This is a genomic window from Phytoactinopolyspora alkaliphila, from assembly GCF_010550695.1.
Classification (GTDB): Bacteria; Actinomycetota; Actinomycetes; order Jiangellales; family Jiangellaceae; genus Phytoactinopolyspora; species Phytoactinopolyspora alkaliphila.
Genome location: NZ_JAAGOB010000002.1, coordinates 640,141 through 656,059 on the forward strand (window position 1 = coordinate 640,141; position 15,919 = coordinate 656,059).

Consider the following 15,919-nt stretch of genomic DNA (forward strand, 5'->3'; position numbering starts at 1 on the left):
GGTGAGGTCGATGGGCACAGTCGAGGTCGTCGACCGTGGCGGTCAGGAGATCGTCGTCTTCTTGTCGGGCGACGTTGACGACGTACCTGCCGAGACGTTCGGGGAGGCGGTCGATGAGGTGGCGACGCTGGAGCGCATCGGCGGTCTCAGCGTCGTCGTCGTCAATATGCAGGAAGTCAGCAATCTCGGCGAGCCGGGTCTGGCCTTTCTCCGGGATTTGACCGAGAAGGGGCAGAACTCAGGGTTCGCGGTGGCGTTCGCTGCGATGAGCGGACCTGCCCATCGCGCCGTCGAGGCGGCGGGCTGGGAGTTCGTGGAGCACAGCCCGCCGCCCGGTTCCTGACACACGGCGGCTCAGCCGTTCAGGGCACGAAACCCCTTCCGCCAGGACGGATAAGTCGGCGTCCAGGCCAGTTCTCGACGTGCTTTGGCGTTGGATGAGCCGCGAGTCGACGTCATCATGGCGATGCCCTGGTCGCCGATCATGGGCTTGGCCAGCCATACCGGCAGTCGCCTCGGGGGTTTGCCACCCAGGGCCTCGGCGAGGTAAGGCAGCCATGCCGACACCGGCGCGGGGTCGTCGTCGACGATGTTGTAAATGCCGGGCGCGCCGCGCTCGACGGCTGCTGCGGTGGCCGCGGCGGCATCGTCGATGTGCACGAACGACCATATTCCAGTGCCTCCGCCGACGATCGGGAACTTGCGCTTGCGAACCATCGCCGCGGTGTCGCCGTCCGCGCTCCATCCTGTGCCCGGCCCATAGAAGGCCCCGTAGCGAAGGACCAGGCCCTCCAGGTCATGCGCACCGGTGACCATGGATTCCAGAGCACTGATCGCGGCGTGAGTCTGCCGGGCCGCACTCGCTGGAGTGGGATCGAGCGGGTCGTCTTCAGTCTTCACGGCCGAGCCCGTGCGATCGTTCGGCCAGCCGGCGTAACTCTGTACCAGGACGCGCTTGGTGCCGGCCGCGCGGGCCGCCATGAGCAGATTCTCGGTGCCGCGGCTCCGTAGCGCGTTCGTGGCGGCGAAGTACTCGTCGAACTTCTTCAGGTTCAACGTTCCGGACAGCGAGGTCAGCTGGTGGATCACCACATCGGGCCTCGCCTCGGCAACGGAGTCCATCACAGCGTCGGCGTCCAGCGCGTCGACGACGGCGGGCGTGGCACCCGCCGCAGTGAGCTGCGCGGCTTTTCCGGCAGAGCGGGTGGTGGCAACCACGTCGTGGCCGGCGCCGGTCAGCAGCGGCAACAGGCGGGTCCCGAGTGCGCCGGTGGCACCGGCGAGGTAGATCTTCATGGCCTTTTCCTTTCTCTCTTTGCCCCGACGACGAGACAGGCACCTCCGCTGTGACAGGTTCGCGAATGTCGGCCGCGTCACACCGGCTCTGTGCTGCCCGGCGGTGAACGTGGTTGTATCGAGTCGTGACCGTTCTGCAGCACGACGAACTCCGGCCGCTGATGTTCTCCATCGCGTACCGCATGCTCGGCAGCGTGGTCGAGGCTGAGGATGTCGTTCAGGACGCTTTCCTGCGCATGCACAAAAGCCAGCTGGAGGGCACGGCAATCGACTCGCCGGACGCGTTCGCCACCACGGTGACGACCAGGCTGGCGATTGACGCGCTGCGCTCAGCGCGAGTACGGCGTGAGCAGTACGTGGGGCCCTGGCTCCCGGAGCCTTTGGTGGCTTCCGACGACGCCGACCCGGCACGTCAGGTCGAGACCGACGAGTCGGTGTCGACGGCGTTTCTGGTACTGCTGGAGCGCTTGTCACCGGTCGAGCGCGCCGTGTTCCTGCTGCGCGAGGTCTTCGGCTATGGCTACGACGAGATCGCTGCCGTAGTGGAGAAGAGCGAGGCGAACTGCCGTCAGATCATGGCTCGGGCCAAACGTGCGATCGACGCGGGCCGGGCCCGGTTCGACGCCGACCGGGAGCGCCACGCCGAGCTTTCCCAGCGTTTCCTCGCTGCCGCGCATGACGGCAATATCGAAGCGTTGAAGCGTCTGCTCGCCGACGACGTCGTCTTCGTGGCCGATGGCGGCGGACGCGCACCCGCTATCCAGAAGCCGATCAGCGGCGCGGTTCAGGTCATGCGTTTCGTCATGGGCCTGGCAAAGCAGGCGACGCGGCTGAACATGCGCACCGAGCTGGTGGAGGCCAACGGCTTGCCGGCGTGGCGGGTAGTCAGCGCGGAAGGCGCTGTGCTCGCCGTGATGACCATAGAGATCGGCGATGGCCGGATCCGTGCGCTTCACAATCAGCTCAACCCGGACAAGCTGGGTCACCTCGGCACCACGGGCGATCTCAACGCCCTCCTCGGCCGCACCTAAATGATCATGTAAACCATGTTTTCTCGTGCTTCCCCATGGCTGCAGGCATGGTGAAGCACGAGAAAACATGGTTTACATGGTCATTTGGCGGAGGCGTTCCGGTCGAAGACGAGGCCGAGACCGATCAGGGTCAACCGTGGCTCGTGGTGAGTGATGGTCATGGCTTCGCCCAGCACCACCGGGGCGAGGCTCCCGGTGGCGATGACGCTCAGCTCGCTCACCGGGACATCCAGTTCCGCGGCCATCCTGGCGACCATCCCGTCCACCTGGCCGCTGAACCCATACAGGACTCCCGACTGCAGCGCTTCCACGGTGTTCTTCGCGATCACCGAACGCGGGCGTACCAATTCGACGCGACGAAGCTGTGCCCCGGCCTGGCCGAGAGCGTCGAGGGAGACTTCGATCCCGGGCGCGATCGCACCGCCCAAGTACTCGCCCCGTGCGGAGACGACGTCGAACGTGGTGGCCGTGCCGAGATCGACGACGATGCAGGGGCCCCCGAACATCCGCAACGCCGCGAGGGCGTTGACCACCCGGTCGGTTCCGACCTCACGGGGATTGTCCGTCAGCACCGGAAGGCCGGTGCGGGTACCGGGCTCGACGAAGACCGATCGCGCGTCCGCGTAGTACCGCCCGACCAGTTCCCGCACTGTCCTGAGCACGGCCGGCACGGTGGAGCACACCACCACACCCTGGACCGCATCGTCATGCCCGCCCGCGAAGAGTCCCCGTAACAGTGCCATCAACTCGTCGGCGGTGCGGTTCGCCACAGTGGAGATCCGCCAATGGTGGACGACCTCCTCGCCGTCGAGCAAGCCGATCTCCGTGTCGGTGTTGCCGACGTCGATGGCGAGTAGCACGAGCGTCTCCAGGTGGGCGCGCGAAATCTATCGGACGTACGGCTGGTCGGCCGTGTCGGCAAACGAACGGCCCATGTCTGCGTCGTTCATGCCCGGCGAGGCGACGGACTCGATGTCCAGACCGAGATCGAGTCCAGCCACCGAATGGGTCAACGCACCCACGGACAGGTATTGGACGCCAGTCGCGCCGTAGTCCGCGGCCCTGTCCAGGGTGAGCCCGCCGCTGACCTCCAGCCGGGCATGTCTTCCAACCGCGTTGACCGCCTCCCGGACCTGCTCGACGGTGAAGTTGTCGAGCAGGACGAGTTCGGCTCCCGCCCGTACCGCTTCAACCGCACCGTGAACGTCGTCGACCTCGACCTCCACCGGAATGCCCGGGGCGTGCTGGCGGACGGCCTCGAACGCGGCCGTGATGCTGCCGGCGGCGGCGATGTGATTGTCCTTGATCAGTGCGGATTCGGACAACGACGAGCGGTGGTTCTCGCCACCACCCACCCGAACCGCGTACTTCTCCAGGGGACGCAACAGGGGTGTCGTCTTGCGGGTATCCCGCACCACGGCGTTGGTGCCGGCCAGGGCGTCGGCCCAGGCGCGGGTCGCGCTGGCGATGCCGGACAGTCTCGATCCAAGGTTGAGTGCCGTGCGCTCCGCCAAGAGGATCTGGCGGGTAGGGCCGGTGACGGCCAGCAACGGTGTGCCCGGCTCGACCCAGCTTCCGTCGGCCACTCTGCGTTCAAGGACGACGTCGTCCACAGCAGCCCCGAAGACCGCCTCCATCACTGGAATGCCAGCGACGACGCCTGCCTCCCTGGCCGCGATCGTGGCTCGAGCCCGTTGTTCCTCGGACACCGTCGCCTCCGTGGTGACGTCGATGCCGCCATCAAGGTCTTCCTCGATGGTCGCCCGTACCAAGTCCTCCACATAGAGCGGGTCGAGACCAACGTCACGCAACGCGCTCGTTATCGGCTCGGCCAGACTCATGATTTCTCCCTCATCGGCTGAAACGTTGTTACCAGAACACCATCAGGATCCAGAGCGCTGACCAAGTGGCCGCGCCAGCGCCCATCGTCCCGCTCCGGAAAATCTTCCCTCCAGTGACCGCCCCGGGTCTCCACCCGCAGCGCCGCATGACGGCCGAGAGTGGCCGCGACGGCATGCAGATTCGTGGTCTCCCACGCTCGTGGAGTGGGGACCGATGCGCGTCGCTCGTCGCCCAGGTGAGCCAGCCGGGCCTGCAGAGTCTCCAGCGACGACGCGGATCTGATCACCCCTGCGCCGACAGTCATCGCGGACTGGATGAACGGGCGGGCATCAGCGGCGAGCAGTACGGCATCGCCGTCTCGATCCACCGGCTCGGCCGCTGCCACACGGGCCAGATTCTCGGCGAGGTCGACGGCGATCCGATGGCCCCACACCAGGCCCTCCAGCAACGAGTTCGACGCCAGCCTGTTGGCACCATGCACCCCGGTCCAGGAAACCTCGCCACATGCGTACAGGCCGGGAACCGTGGTCCTGCCGCGCAGGTCGGTCCGGATTCCACCGCTGGCATAGTGCTGTGCAGGGGCGACGGGCACCAGATCGGTGACCGGGTCGATTCCGTACGAGCGACAGCGGGCCACGATCGTGGGGAAGCGGTCCTCCAGGAACTGGGCGCCCAGGTGTCTGGCATCCAGCCACACGTGTTCCGCGCCGGTCTCGGCCATCGCTGTCACCACGCCTTTGGCGACGACGTCGCGCGGAGCCAGCTCCGCCAGCTCGTGCCGGCCCACCATGAACCGCCTGCCCTCGACGTCGCGCAGGTGAGCACCTTCCCCGCGCACTGCTTCGGAGATCAGCGGCTGCTGCCCAGTGGCTGATCTGCCGAGCCACAGCACAGTGGGATGGAACTGGACGAACTCGAGATCCACGATCTCGGCTCCGGCGCGCAGAGCCGCGGCCACGCCGTCGCCGGTGGACACCGGCGGATTCGTGGTCGACGCGTATACCTGGCCGAACCCACCGGTGGCGAGAACCACGGCGCGGCCGAGCGCGGCGCCGACGCCGTCGATGCGGCCTTCGCCGATGACATGCAACGCCACGCCGCATGCTCGCCCAGCCGCGTCGGTCAGGATGTCAGTGACCAGCGCATGTTCGATGACCTGGATGCCAGGGTCCTCCTCCACCGCGCGAAGCGCCTGGATGAGTGCCCTGGAGATCTCCTTGCCGGTGGCATCGCCCCCGGCGTGGGCGATCCGATCCCGCCGGTGGCCGCCCTCCCTGGTGAGCGCGATGGTCCCGTCGTGAGCACGCGCGAACTCAGTGCCTAGCGCCGCCAGTTCACGGACCCGCTGCGGGCCTTCGGTGACGAGCGTCCGAACCGCATCCTCCTCGCACAGACCGACGCCGGCCACGAGCGTGTCGTGCAAGTGCTGGTCAGGACTGTCTTCCGGACCGAGCGCCGCGGCGATGCCGCCTTGCGCCCAGGCGGTGGAGCCGGCCGACAAGCTGGTCTTGGTCACGAGCAGGACCCTGCCGGCCTTGCGCGCCTCCAGCGCCGTGGTGAGCCCGGCGATGCCGCTTCCGACCACGACGACATCCGCGGTGGACGCCCAGCCCGGCTGCTCGGTGAGCAGCCGGCGGGGCATTCGGATTTCCGTCACGGTCGCAAAGCCTACGGCGTCTCACCCCGCCGAAGCTCACGCATCCCGCCAGCCGAACACGTTCCCATGGGCAAATTGGGACGCACCAGGATCAGTCGATCACCCGCGCCTGGGACGACGAGTTCCCGGTTCGAAGGAGGTCAGATCGGGCTGTCGTCAATGCGTCGGCAACTCCGCCAAGACATTGTCGATCAGCCGGGTCGTCCCTAGCCGGGCAGCGATCAGCAACCTCGCTTCACCGGTTTCGGCCTGTTCAGCCAGGTCGGTGGTGCGCAGCTCCAGGTAATCCACATCCAGCTCTGGTGTGCGGTCCAGCACGATCCGCGCCGCCCGGAGCACGGCGTCACGACCGTTGGCTGCGGCATCGCGGCCAGCGCGGAGTGCCGCCGATAACGCCAGGGCAAGAGGACGCTCGTCCGCGGAGAGATATCGGTTGCGGCTGGAGAGTGCGAGGCCGTCGGGCTCGCGCACGGTCGGTACGGCGACGATCTCGTAGGGGAGCTCAAGATCGGTCACCATCCGGCGGACCAAGGTGAGCTGCTGATAGTCCTTCTCCCCGAAAAGCGCGAAGGTGGGAACCGTCAGGTTGAGGAGCTTGGCGACGACGGTGAGCACGCCGGCGAAATGGTCCGGCCGGGCGGCACCTTCCAGCTCGCGGCCGAGGCGTCCCGGGTCCACGGTGACCATGGGGGCCCCGCTGGGATACATCTCGTCGAGGTCAGGTGCGAACACGAGATCCACGCCCTCGGCGGCGCACATCTTGAGATCGGCGTCCAGCGTCCGCGGATAGCGATCGAGGTCTTCGCCAGGACCGAACTGCAGCGGATTCACGAAGATGGTGACGATCACCAGGCCGTCGTCGCCCACCAGGTCTCGGGCCGCTCGCATCAATGCTGCATGGCCCTCGTGAAGGGCACCGAGCGTCATCACCACCGCGGTCTCCGTGTCGGCTTCGGCCAGGGCGTCCGACAAGTCTTCCCGAGTTCTCACCACCGCAGGTTCGCTCACGACGCTCAGCTTTTCACACGACCTCAGTTGACGTGGAACCCAGTCGCGGCTAAGCTCCCATGCCCTTCGCGACCGGACCGGTACACGGGCCGTCGGAAAAGCTTCATCTTCCGCCGAGCCTGAGGAGACAGGTCCGATGTCCCACGCCACGTCGTTCATCGCACTCTTCTGCGCCCACGTCGCGATGGGCTTTCGCAGGTGGTCCACCTATCGATTGGCCACCGCCGCCGGAGCTTTCACCAACTCCGTGTTCGGCTTGATCAAGGCCTACATCACCATCGGTGCCATAGGCGCGGCGGGCGGCAGCCTGGCCGGGTACGACGCGGCTACGGGCGCCACGTACGCGTGGCTGGTCCAGGCGTTGATCGCACCGGTCAACATCTTCGGCTGGCAGGAACTCGCCCTACGCATCCGCTCCGGCGACGTCGCGGTCGACCTGGCACGGCCGGTCGATCCACAGCTCGCCTACCTGGCCGCCGACCTCGGCCGAGCCGCCTACTCGTTCATTCCACGGGGGGCTCCACCCCTCCTCGTCGGCGCCGCCGTGACCGGACTGACCCTCCCCACATCCCCGTTGCCCTACGTTCTAGGTGCGATAAGCGTGTGGCTGGCCGTCATGCTTTCGTTCGCCTGCCAGTGGCTAGTGAATCTCGCCGCGTTCTGGCTTCTGGACCTGCGCGGTGTCCGAACGCTCTACATGGCCGTGTCCAGTGTTTTGAGCGGAATGATGGTCCCAGTCCACTGGTTCCCAGGGTGGTTGTCGACCGTCGCGGCATGGACTCCCGGCCCTTCACTGATCCAGGCACCGATCGACGTCGTAACCGCCCGAGCCGACGGCGTCGATGCCCTGGCGATCATGGGAACGCAGGCGGTGTGGCTCGTCGCCATGCTCGCCGTGGGCCAACTGGTCTTCCTCGCGGGCACCCGGAAGCTGGTGGTCCAGGGTGGCTGAAGCCCTACGCCCGTACCGGGCGCTCCTCGGTTCCCGGCTACGCGCGCAGATGGCGTACCGACGCTCGTTCGCCATGGATGCCATCGGCAGCATCGCCGTGGGGATGTTCGAGTTCGCGGAGATCTATGTGATCTTCGCGAAGGTCGAGTTCCTCGGTGGGCTGGACTTCGCCGCCGCGGCTCTGCTCTTCGCGCTGGCCAACCTCGGCTTCAGTCTCGCGGACATGGTCGTCGGCCACGCGGACCAGTTGCCCACGTACCTGCGCGCGGGCACGCTGGACGCGTTCCTCCTTCGCCCACTGCCCGTGCTCACGCAACTGATCACCAGCGATATCGCCCTGCGACGGGTGGGACGCGCGGGCATGGCCGTCGTCGTCCTGGCGATCGCGCTGCCGCTGAACGACATCGCCTGGTCGCCAGCGAAGGTCGGCCTCCTCGTCACGGCCATATCCGCCGGGGTCTCCATCTTCGCCGCGCTCTTCGTCTGCGCTGCTGCGGTCCAGTTCTGGCTCATCGAAGGCAGCGAGTTCACCAACGCATTCACCTATGGCGGTTCGTACGCCTCGCAATATCCGGCCAGCATCTTCGTGCTGCCGGTCCGCGTGCTGTTCACCTTCGTCATCCCGGCGGCATTCGTCGGATACCTGCCGACCCTGGTCCTGCTGGACCTTCCCGGACCACCCGGCCTGCCGTCCTGGCTCGGCTGGTGCGGCCCGCTGATGGCAGTCGTGACCTGGGGAGTCGCGCTGATCGGCTGGCGAGCCGGCATCCGTCACTACACAGGAGCGGGATCGTGATGTCTATGGCCATCGCCGTCGCACATGCGGACTCGGCAACCGACGCAATCATCGACGTCCGCAGTCTCAGCCGCCGGTTCACCGTGCGCTCGCCCGGCGGCCGGCTACGCCGGACCAAGAAGACCGTCGACGCGGTCGATGCGCTCACGTTCAGCATGCAGCGAGGGGCCGCGATCGGTTACATCGGCGCCAACGGGGCTGGGAAGTCGACCACCATCAAGATGATCACGGGCATTCTCGTCCCGTCGTCCGGTTCCGTGGTCACCTGCGGGCTCGACCCCGTCCGTCAGCGCAAACGGCTTGCCCGCCGGATCGGCGTCGTCTTCGGCCAGCGCACCCAGTTGTGGTGGGACCTGCCCCTGCGCGAGTCCTACCGGACTCTCGCGGCCATCCACCGGCTTCCCGGTGACTCCTGGGTCGCGCGCCGGGACGAGCTGATCGACCGCCTCGACCTCGCGTCGTTCGTCGACACTCCCGTCCGGCAGCTCTCGCTCGGCCAGCGCATCCGGGGTGAGATCGCGGCTGCTCTGCTGCATTCACCGGAGCTGCTGATTCTCGACGAGCCGACCATCGGTTTGGATGTCTTGAGCAAGGAGCGCCTGCGCGTGTTCCTGGCCGAGCAGCGCGCGCTGCACGGAACCAGCCTGCTGCTGACCACCCATGACATGGACGACGTCCAGCGCCTGACCGAGCGGCTCGTCGTCGTCGATCATGGCCAGATGATCTACGACGGTGACCTGCCTGGCCTGGTGCATCGAGTGGGCGCCGAACGCGTCATGGTCCTCGATTTCGCTGCCCCGACACCGCCCCTTGAAGACGTCCCCGGCACTCGCCTGGTGCACAGCGAACCCGATGGCATGCGCCAGCGCCTGTCGTTCGTCCCGGGACACACGACTGCCGGAGCCGTGCTGGCCAGCGTCAGCGCCAGGGGTGAGGTGCGCGATCTCAGCATCGAGGAACCTGACATCGAGGACGTGGTCCGCCGCCTCTACCTCTCCACCGAGCCCTACCGGCAGTGAGCTCTGGCCGCGCGGGCTAGGACGGGCCGGGCGGCGCGGCCAGGATCTCGAGCAGCGCCTCCGCGTCAGTAGCCCGCAGCTGTCCCGAGGCCAGCGCCCGAGCCGCCGTCCGGCGAGCCAGTGTGGTGTAGACGTCGACGGCCTCCGGGGCGACCCGCCCGATCTCCACGAGGTGATCGGCCACCGTCCCCGCGTCGCCACGAGACACCGGACCGGTCAGGGCGTCGTCGCCCTGGCGCAGCGTGTTGTCCAGCGCCGCGGACAGCAATGGCGCAAGAGTGCGGTCAGGCTGCTCGACGCCGGCCGCCCGGAGCATGTCCATCGCGTCGTTGACCAGGGTAATCAGATGGTTGGCGCCATGGGAGAGCGCCGCGTGGTAGAGGGCGCGGCGCTCCTCGTCGACCCGGACCGGCTCCGAGCCCATCTCGATCACCAAAGCCTCAGCCACCGGCCACAGCGGTTCAGCCGCCGTCACACCGAACGTAGCGCCGGCGAGACGATGCAGGTCGACGGAAGTGCCGGTGAAGGTCATGGCCGGATGCAGGGCGAGCGGAAGGGCTCCGCGGCCGACGACCGGGTCGAGTACCGACACTCCGAACCGGCCACTTGTGTGGACCACGAACTGCCCGGCGTGAATCGCATTCGTGGCTACCAGACCGTCGACCAGGCCGGGGAGTGTGTCGTCGGGCACGGTCAGAAGGACGAGGCTGGACTTCTCGAGCACCTCGGCAACGGTGAGCAGCGGCACGTCGGGAAGAAGCGTCTCAGCCCGTAGACGGCTCGAGACCGACACGCCATAGCCGGCGACGATCCGGTGGCCGGCCGCGGCCAGAGCCGCCCCGAGGACCGCACCCACGCGGCCGGTGCCCACGACGCCCACGTCGAGCCGGGCTGGTCGCGATTCGCCCGCTTCGCTCACCACGCCAGGGTACCCGGCCCTCTCTCCATGATCATTGGCCGTAGCCCGAACCAAGAGGGCGGGGGATGGTCAATGATCATGGAGAAGGGCGGGGCGGGGGTGCTGTCGTCGAGCCCACCCGGAGAGTTGTGGGCAGCCGGACGTCGGCCGGCCGGCTGCCGGCGAGGAACTCCGCGACCATCCGCCCGGCCGTCCTGCCCTTGTCCACAATCGGCTGTTCCACCGTCGTCAGCACATGGGCGCCGATCCACGGCGTCTCGATGCCATCGAAACCCACGATGCTCAGATCCTCCGGCACGCGTAGCCCGCGAGACTCCGCCGTCCGCAGGACGCCGACAGCCAGCAGGTCGCTCTGTGCGACGATAGCCGTGGGCGGGGTGGCGGCGGCGAGCAGATGCTCCGCGGCCTGCTCGCCTTCCTCGATCAGGTTGGTGGCCGCCTCGATGACCGGGACCCGGCCGAACACGTCCTCCGTCCCGCGCAGTCGTTCACGGACGTCGGAGAAGCCGATCTCGGCCCGGCGCGCGTCGTCCATCGGCCCTCGACGGCCGTCGAGGAGCATCGGCAATGCCACCACGCCGATCCGTTCATGACCGAGTCGGGCAAGATGCTGCGCCAACGAGCGAGCCTCCCCGCGATCATCGATGTCGAGCACGGCGACATCGTCGCGATGCGGGCCGTCGACGGCGACGATGGGAACGCCACGTTCGACGAAGTGATCCAGGAGTGCGTCGTCGTCGCGTCCACACATGGCGAAGATGACGACGTCCATCGGCATCCGGGCCACCTGCTCGGGCGTCGGCCCGGCGCGGCTCGCATCACCCGAGATCAGCAGAAGCCCGGAGTCGAGCGGACTCAGCTCCTCGGCGATCCCGTCGAGCAGGCCGACCGCCACGGGGTCCCGGAACGCGTAGAGCAGCCGCTCGCCGATGACCGCCGCGACGATGCCAGAGCGACCCTGTCGGAGGGACCGCGCCATGGGATCCGGACCGGCGTATCCGAGATCCCGTGCCGCAGCCAGAACCCGCTCGCGCGTGTCCGCCGCGACGGGCCCGGCGCCGCTGAAGGCCAGGGATGCGGTCGACGGCGAGACACCGGCGCGTGCCGCCACCGCCGCGAGGGTCGGCCTGCCCGTGGTCACGGTGGTCACCTCCCGGATGGCTTGCATTCACCGCTCAACCGATGGCATGATATCGAATCGATACGATCGAATCGATTCGATCCTTCAGGAACAGTTCAAAGGAACCGCGAACATGGCCCGGTCCGACACGCCTCTGGTCCCACCCGCAGCGCACGTCCTCCGTGCCCGCAACGCCGTATCTATGGTCTTCGCGGCCAACGGCTTCGCTTTCGCCTCGTGGATGGCACGCGTTCCGCAGGTGCGCGACGGGCTCGGCCTGGAGCCAGGCGAACTGGGCCGCCTCTTACTGGCGATCGCCATCGGCGCCGTCATCGCTCTTCCCACCGCCGGGCTCGTCATCGGCAGGATCGGCGCCACTCGGACCGTCGCCCTGGGATCGGCGCTCGCCGGCAGTGGCTTGATCCTCGCCTCGATCGGCGCCGATCCCATGGTCAGCGTGGCGGTCACCGCGCTCGGGCTGGCTGCGCTCGGCTACGGCAGCGGTTCGTGGGACGTCGCCATGAACGTCGAAGGCGCGGCCGTCGAACGGCTCCTCGGGCGCACCGTCATGCCCCGCTTCCACGCCGCGTTCAGTCTCGGAACGGTCATCGGCGCAGGCATCGGCGCGGCTGTCACCTGGCTGGAGATCTCCGTGGCCACCCACCTCGTCACCGTCGGCGTGGTGGCCATCGGTATCGCCATGGTCAGTACCCGATACTTCCTCCCACGGCAGGTCGAGGTCGACGACGACGGTGTCAGCCGCCCCTCCTTCTCCGTGCTGCTCGCCTGGCGCGAGCCCCGGACGCTGATGATCGGCGTCATGGTGCTGTCCTTCGCACTCATCGAGGGGATCGCCAATGACTGGCTCGCGGTAGGGATCGTCGACGGGTACGAGGTCGAGAACGCCGTCGGCGCCGCGGCCTTCGCGCTCTTCGTCACCGCGATGACGGTGGGCCGGCTGTGTGGCTCCTGGTTCCTCGACCGCTACGGACGCCCGCTCGTCGTTCGTATCAGCGGTACGCTCGCCGCTGTCGGTGCGCTGATGGTCGTCTTCGGTGGCAACCCGGCGGTCGCGGTCGTCGGCATCAGCCTGTGGGGACTCGGCGCAGCGCTCGGATTCCCGGTCGGCATGAGCGCCGGCGCGGACGATCCGCGCCGCGCGGCTGCCCGGGTGAGCGTCGTCGCGTCGATCGGTTACACCGCGTTCCTCGCCGGCCCACCCCTCCTGGGCTGGATCGGCGACCATGAGGGCATACTCCGGGCACTGCTGGTAGTGGTGGCGGCCGGTGCTCTCGGTGCCGTCGTCGCCTCGGCCTCCCGCAAGGAAGAGCCCATGGACTCCGCCGTCGACTCGTGACAGCACACGCGCCGCGGAGCACAGCCGCCGGCACGCCGGCGTTCACCCAGAGCTGACCTTCGCGCGGCGGCGCAACCAGGCCAGGCCCACCACCGGCAGGACGAGCGGGATGAACAGGTATCCGCGGCCGTAGTCCGACCACACCGTGTCAGCCGGGAAGTCGACCGCATCGAACGCCGTCAAGGAGCCGACGACGAGGACGCCTGCCATCTCCAGCGAGATGGCGCCCAGCGCCACGCGGCGAGGCGTCGCGCCTGGGCGCGCGAGAGCGATCGTGGCCACGACGTAGACCACGGCGGCCAGCGCTGAGAGGAGATACGCCGCGGGCGCCACCTCGAACTTGGTGGAGATCTGGTAGGCGGCGCGAGACGTGGCGCCGACGGCGAAGACCGCGTAGACGGCGACGAGCAGCCGCCCAGGGCCACTGCTGCCCGCCCCGGCCACTGGTCCATTCATCGCCTCACCCGCCATGCCGCCAGCCGCTCACACACCGGGAACTCCCTCCCAGATTTCCTGGAGACGTACCACCAGAGCGGCGAGAACAAGGGTGCCGAAGACGAGCACCGAGGTGCCCCACCGGGATTTCTCCGCAAGGGCCCAGAAGAGCGTCATTGGCAGCAGGAGCAGCGCGAAGATCAGGTAGCTGACGAAAAGGGCAGTTTCGCCAGGCCCGTCGCCCACCGCCATCATCACCACCGCGACGACTCCCTGCACCAGCAGCAACAGCTCGATGACTGCGGCGCCGATCACGAACCACTCACGTGGGTTTTGGTTGCGAACCACGGCGACGAGGCCCCACCCGGCGTAACCGAGTGACGCCGCGATAATCACGTATGCCAGAGGATCGACCATGAGTGTCCCCGCTAGGGCAGCTTCGCGAGTTCGTCGGCGAGATCGTCGAGACCGAGCGAGCCGAGCGAAAGCGCCGCCATGTGCCACGCCTTGAGGTCGAAGGCGTCGCCACGCGCAGCCCGGGCGGCGGCGCGGCCGTCGAGCCAGGCCCGCTCGCCGAGCTTGTAACTGATCGCCTGGCCGGGTAGGCCCAGGTAGCGGATGATCTCCGAGTCGATGAACTCCTCGTCCCGGCCATTGTGGCGGCGCAGGAACTCTCGCCCCAGATGCGGCGTCCAGGTTTCGCCCGGGTGAAACGGCGAGCCGGCCGGGATGGGCAGGCGCACGTGCATGCCGATGTCGATGATCACCCGTACCGCCCGGAGCATCTGCGCGTCGAGGTACCCAAGGCGATAGGCGGGGTCGGTCAGGTAGCCGAGCTCGTCCACGAGCCGTTCCGCATAGAGCGCCCAGCCCTCGGTGGTGGCACTGACCGACCCGACGCTGACCTGATAGCGCGAAAGGGTGTCCTGCACGTGGACCCACTGCGCCAGCTGCAGGTGGTGGCCCGGCACGCCCTCGTGGTACCACGTACTGACCAGGTCCCACGTGGGGAAGCGGTCCCTGCCCATGGTCGGCAGCCATGTCCGGCCGGGCCGGGAGAAGTCCAGCGAGGGCCGGGTGTAGTAGGGAGCGGCGGCACTTCCGGGTGGCGCGATCATGGCTTCGACATTCTTGATCGGATCGGCCAGATCCACGTGCGTGCCGTCGAAGTCCTCTATGGCTCGGTCCATGAGGTCCTGCAGCCAGCGCCTGATCTCCTCCTCGCCGTGGATCGCCTCACCGTGCTCGTGAAGGTGGCGCATCACCTGCATCGGCGAGGCCCCAGGAAGAATCGCCGTGGCAGCCTTGTCGATCTCCTCCCTCAGCCGGTGATACTCGGCCCACCCGTACGCATACGCGTCATCAAGGTCCAGATCCGCGCCCGTCCAGTACCGCGCCCATCGCGCGTATCGATCGCGCCCGACCGCATCGGGGGCCTCCTGCGCGGCCGGCGCGTAGACGTCGGAGAGGAAACCGCGGAGCTCGTCGAGGGCCGCCGTGGCGACGTCCGCCGCCCCGGTCAACTCTGTCCACAACGCATCCGGGCCAGCGGCGACGAACTCCCGATACCACGCCGTGCGCACCCAGGTGGTCAGCTGGGCGACGACGGTCTCCGCCTGTCTCGCCGGGGCCAGCAGGCCGTCGGACATGCCCTTCTCCAGTGAGGCACGGCAACTTCGCACCGCTTCCGGAATGCGCGCCAGCCTGCGGGCGATGACCGCCCAGTCGTCGCCGGACTCCTGAGGCATCAGAAGAAACACCGAACGCATCGAATGCGCCGGTGAGAACAGGTTGTTGACCTCACGCAAACCTTCGCCGGCGTCGTGCACGGCCAGCGTCGCCGTCAGCCGTTCTCGGAGCAGGCGCGCAGCGCGTCTTTCCACCACCGGCAGGTCGCCCCGTTCGGCGACCGCAAGCTCCGTCAGCACCGCTCGCTGAGCGTCAGCCAGCGCTTCCCTCCCGTCGGGAGAGAAATCGGGCATGGCGTCACTACCGGGGCGGATCCCCAGCGCGGTACCGACCACCGGATTGAGATCCGCGAGGGTCTCGACGTAGCGGTCGGCGATCTGCCGTGGCGTCGAACCGTTCTCGTACACGACGCCATCCTCCCCGACGCGCCGCGCCCGGAGCCACGCGGGTCCGCCAACGCCCAAATGATCATGTAAACCATGCGTTCTCGTGCTTCACCATGCCTGCAGCCATGGCGGATTCAAGTGGTGAGTGCAACACCGGGTGGATTGAATGGTTCTGAGAGTAGCTTGTTGAGTGCTTCGGCTGGGGTTTTCCAGCTCAGGGTTTTGCGGGGTCGGTTGTTCAGTTCGGTGGCGACGAAGTCGAGGTAGCCGGGGCCGTGCAGGGATAGGTCGGTGCCCTTGGGGAAGTATTGGCGCAGTAGGCCGTTGGTGTTTTCGTTGGTGCCGCGTTGCCAGGGCGAGTGCGGGTCGCAGAAGTAGATGTCCATGTCGGTCGCTATTTTGATCTTGGCGT

At 67.7% G+C, this 15,919-nt stretch carries 17 protein-coding genes; 6 read left to right on the plus strand and 11 right to left on the minus strand.

The annotated features are described in order from the left end of the window. The first annotated feature begins 10 nt into the window (after positions 1-10). Entirely contained in the window at positions 11-343 is a 333-nt protein-coding gene (locus tag G1H11_RS05945) for an STAS domain-containing protein (protein WP_163816947.1), read from the plus strand. An 11-nt stretch (positions 344-354) separates the two neighbouring features. Here G1H11_RS05945 and G1H11_RS05950 read toward each other — a convergent pair whose 3' ends face one another. Continuing rightward, the gene (locus G1H11_RS05950) at positions 355-1,296 is read right to left on the minus strand and encodes an NAD-dependent epimerase/dehydratase family protein (protein ID WP_163816948.1); all 942 of its coding nucleotides are present in this window, start codon (positions 1,294-1,296) and stop codon (positions 355-357) included. 125 nt (positions 1,297-1,421) lie between these two features. On the opposite strand from G1H11_RS05950, the gene G1H11_RS05955 reads away from it, so the two are divergent. Next, positions 1,422-2,327: an RNA polymerase sigma-70 factor gene (locus G1H11_RS05955; RefSeq protein WP_216843483.1), complete on the plus strand. Its 906-nt coding sequence runs from the start codon at positions 1,422-1,424 to the stop codon at positions 2,325-2,327. 80 nt (positions 2,328-2,407) lie between these two features. On the opposite strand, the gene G1H11_RS05960 is transcribed toward G1H11_RS05955, so the two are convergent. From G1H11_RS05960 to panC, 4 genes are all read right to left on the minus strand, one after another. Beyond that, on the minus strand, positions 2,408-3,187 hold the full coding sequence (locus G1H11_RS05960) for a type III pantothenate kinase (RefSeq protein WP_163816950.1): 780 nt from the start codon (positions 3,185-3,187) through the stop codon (positions 2,408-2,410). Positions 3,188-3,214: 27 nt separating this feature from the next. Beyond that, positions 3,215-4,168: a carboxylating nicotinate-nucleotide diphosphorylase gene (gene nadC, locus G1H11_RS05965; protein ID WP_163816952.1), complete on the minus strand. Its 954-nt coding sequence runs from the start codon at positions 4,166-4,168 to the stop codon at positions 3,215-3,217. Continuing rightward, positions 4,165-5,811 (minus strand): L-aspartate oxidase, encoded by a 1,647-nt coding sequence (locus G1H11_RS05970; protein ID WP_163817128.1) that lies wholly within the window; start codon positions 5,809-5,811, stop codon positions 4,165-4,167. The genes nadC and G1H11_RS05970 overlap by 4 nt, the downstream gene beginning before the upstream one ends. A gap of 171 nt (positions 5,812-5,982) precedes the next feature. Continuing rightward, positions 5,983-6,834, minus strand: a complete 852-nt coding sequence (gene panC, locus G1H11_RS05975) for a pantoate--beta-alanine ligase (RefSeq protein WP_216843485.1) — start codon at positions 6,832-6,834, stop codon at positions 5,983-5,985. 136 nt (positions 6,835-6,970) lie between these two features. On the opposite strand from panC, the gene G1H11_RS05980 reads away from it, so the two are divergent. Genes G1H11_RS05980 through G1H11_RS05990 form a run of 3 tightly spaced genes read left to right on the plus strand, consistent with a single transcriptional unit; the run spans position 6,971 to position 9,601 of the window. Continuing rightward, entirely contained in the window at positions 6,971-7,786 is an 816-nt protein-coding gene (locus tag G1H11_RS05980) for an ABC transporter permease (RefSeq protein WP_174257383.1), read from the plus strand. Further along, positions 7,779-8,582, plus strand: coding sequence for an ABC transporter permease (locus G1H11_RS05985; protein WP_216843486.1), 804 nt, complete (start codon positions 7,779-7,781; stop codon positions 8,580-8,582). The genes G1H11_RS05980 and G1H11_RS05985 overlap by 8 nt, the downstream gene beginning before the upstream one ends. Positions 8,583-8,587: 5 nt before the next feature. Then, a complete protein-coding gene (locus G1H11_RS05990; RefSeq protein ID WP_163816958.1) occupies positions 8,588-9,601 on the plus strand; it encodes an ABC transporter ATP-binding protein in 1,014 nt (337 codons plus the stop codon). A gap of 16 nt (positions 9,602-9,617) precedes the next feature. On the opposite strand, the gene G1H11_RS05995 is transcribed toward G1H11_RS05990, so the two are convergent. Beyond that, complete coding sequence (locus G1H11_RS05995; RefSeq protein ID WP_216843487.1) at positions 9,618-10,520, minus strand: Rossmann-like and DUF2520 domain-containing protein; 903 nt, start codon at positions 10,518-10,520, stop codon at positions 9,618-9,620. Between the two features lie 76 nt (positions 10,521-10,596). Further along, positions 10,597-11,661, minus strand: coding sequence for a LacI family DNA-binding transcriptional regulator (locus tag G1H11_RS06000; protein ID WP_216843488.1), 1,065 nt, complete (start codon positions 11,659-11,661; stop codon positions 10,597-10,599). A 112-nt stretch (positions 11,662-11,773) separates the two neighbouring features. Here G1H11_RS06000 and G1H11_RS06005 point away from each other — a divergent pair, with 112 nt between their 5' ends. Beyond that, positions 11,774-12,997, plus strand: a complete 1,224-nt coding sequence (locus G1H11_RS06005) for an MFS transporter (RefSeq protein WP_163816963.1) — start codon at positions 11,774-11,776, stop codon at positions 12,995-12,997. Between the two features lie 42 nt (positions 12,998-13,039). Here the strand turns inward: G1H11_RS06005 and G1H11_RS06010 are convergent, their stop codons facing one another. The 4 genes from G1H11_RS06010 to G1H11_RS06025 form a co-directional block, all read right to left on the minus strand. Then, the gene (locus G1H11_RS06010) at positions 13,040-13,453 is read right to left on the minus strand and encodes a hypothetical protein (RefSeq protein WP_174257385.1); all 414 of its coding nucleotides are present in this window, start codon (positions 13,451-13,453) and stop codon (positions 13,040-13,042) included. A gap of 27 nt (positions 13,454-13,480) precedes the next feature. Then, positions 13,481-13,849, minus strand: coding sequence for a hypothetical protein (locus tag G1H11_RS06015; protein ID WP_163816967.1), 369 nt, complete (start codon positions 13,847-13,849; stop codon positions 13,481-13,483). A gap of 11 nt (positions 13,850-13,860) precedes the next feature. Then, entirely contained in the window at positions 13,861-15,528 is a 1,668-nt protein-coding gene (locus tag G1H11_RS06020; RefSeq protein ID WP_163816969.1) for a DUF885 family protein, read from the minus strand. A 113-nt stretch (positions 15,529-15,641) separates the two neighbouring features. Beyond that, on the minus strand, positions 15,642-15,919 hold a 278-nt coding region (locus G1H11_RS06025; protein WP_163816971.1), incomplete at its 5' end, for an IS30 family transposase.

Coding starts and splice junctions, on each gene's coding strand:
- G1H11_RS05950 (WP_163816948.1), bottom strand. CDS start 1,296: ATGAAGATCTACCTCGCCGGTGCCACCGGCGCACTCGGGACCCGCCTG.
- G1H11_RS06005 (WP_163816963.1), top strand. CDS start 11,774: ATGGCCCGGTCCGACACGCCTCTGGTCCCACCCGCAGCGCACGTCCTC.
- G1H11_RS05970 (WP_163817128.1), bottom strand. CDS start 5,811: ATGCCCCGCCGGCTGCTCACCGAGCAGCCGGGCTGGGCGTCCACCGCG.
- G1H11_RS05980 (WP_174257383.1), top strand. CDS start 6,971: ATGTCCCACGCCACGTCGTTCATCGCACTCTTCTGCGCCCACGTCGCG.
- G1H11_RS05990 (WP_163816958.1), top strand. CDS start 8,588: ATGGCCATCGCCGTCGCACATGCGGACTCGGCAACCGACGCAATCATC.
- G1H11_RS06015 (WP_163816967.1), bottom strand. CDS start 13,849: ATGGTCGATCCTCTGGCATACGTGATTATCGCGGCGTCACTCGGTTAC.
- nadC (WP_163816952.1), bottom strand. CDS start 4,168: ATGAGTCTGGCCGAGCCGATAACGAGCGCGTTGCGTGACGTTGGTCTC.
- G1H11_RS06010 (WP_174257385.1), bottom strand. CDS start 13,453: ATGAATGGACCAGTGGCCGGGGCGGGCAGCAGTGGCCCTGGGCGGCTG.
- G1H11_RS05945 (WP_163816947.1), top strand. CDS start 11: ATGGGCACAGTCGAGGTCGTCGACCGTGGCGGTCAGGAGATCGTCGTC.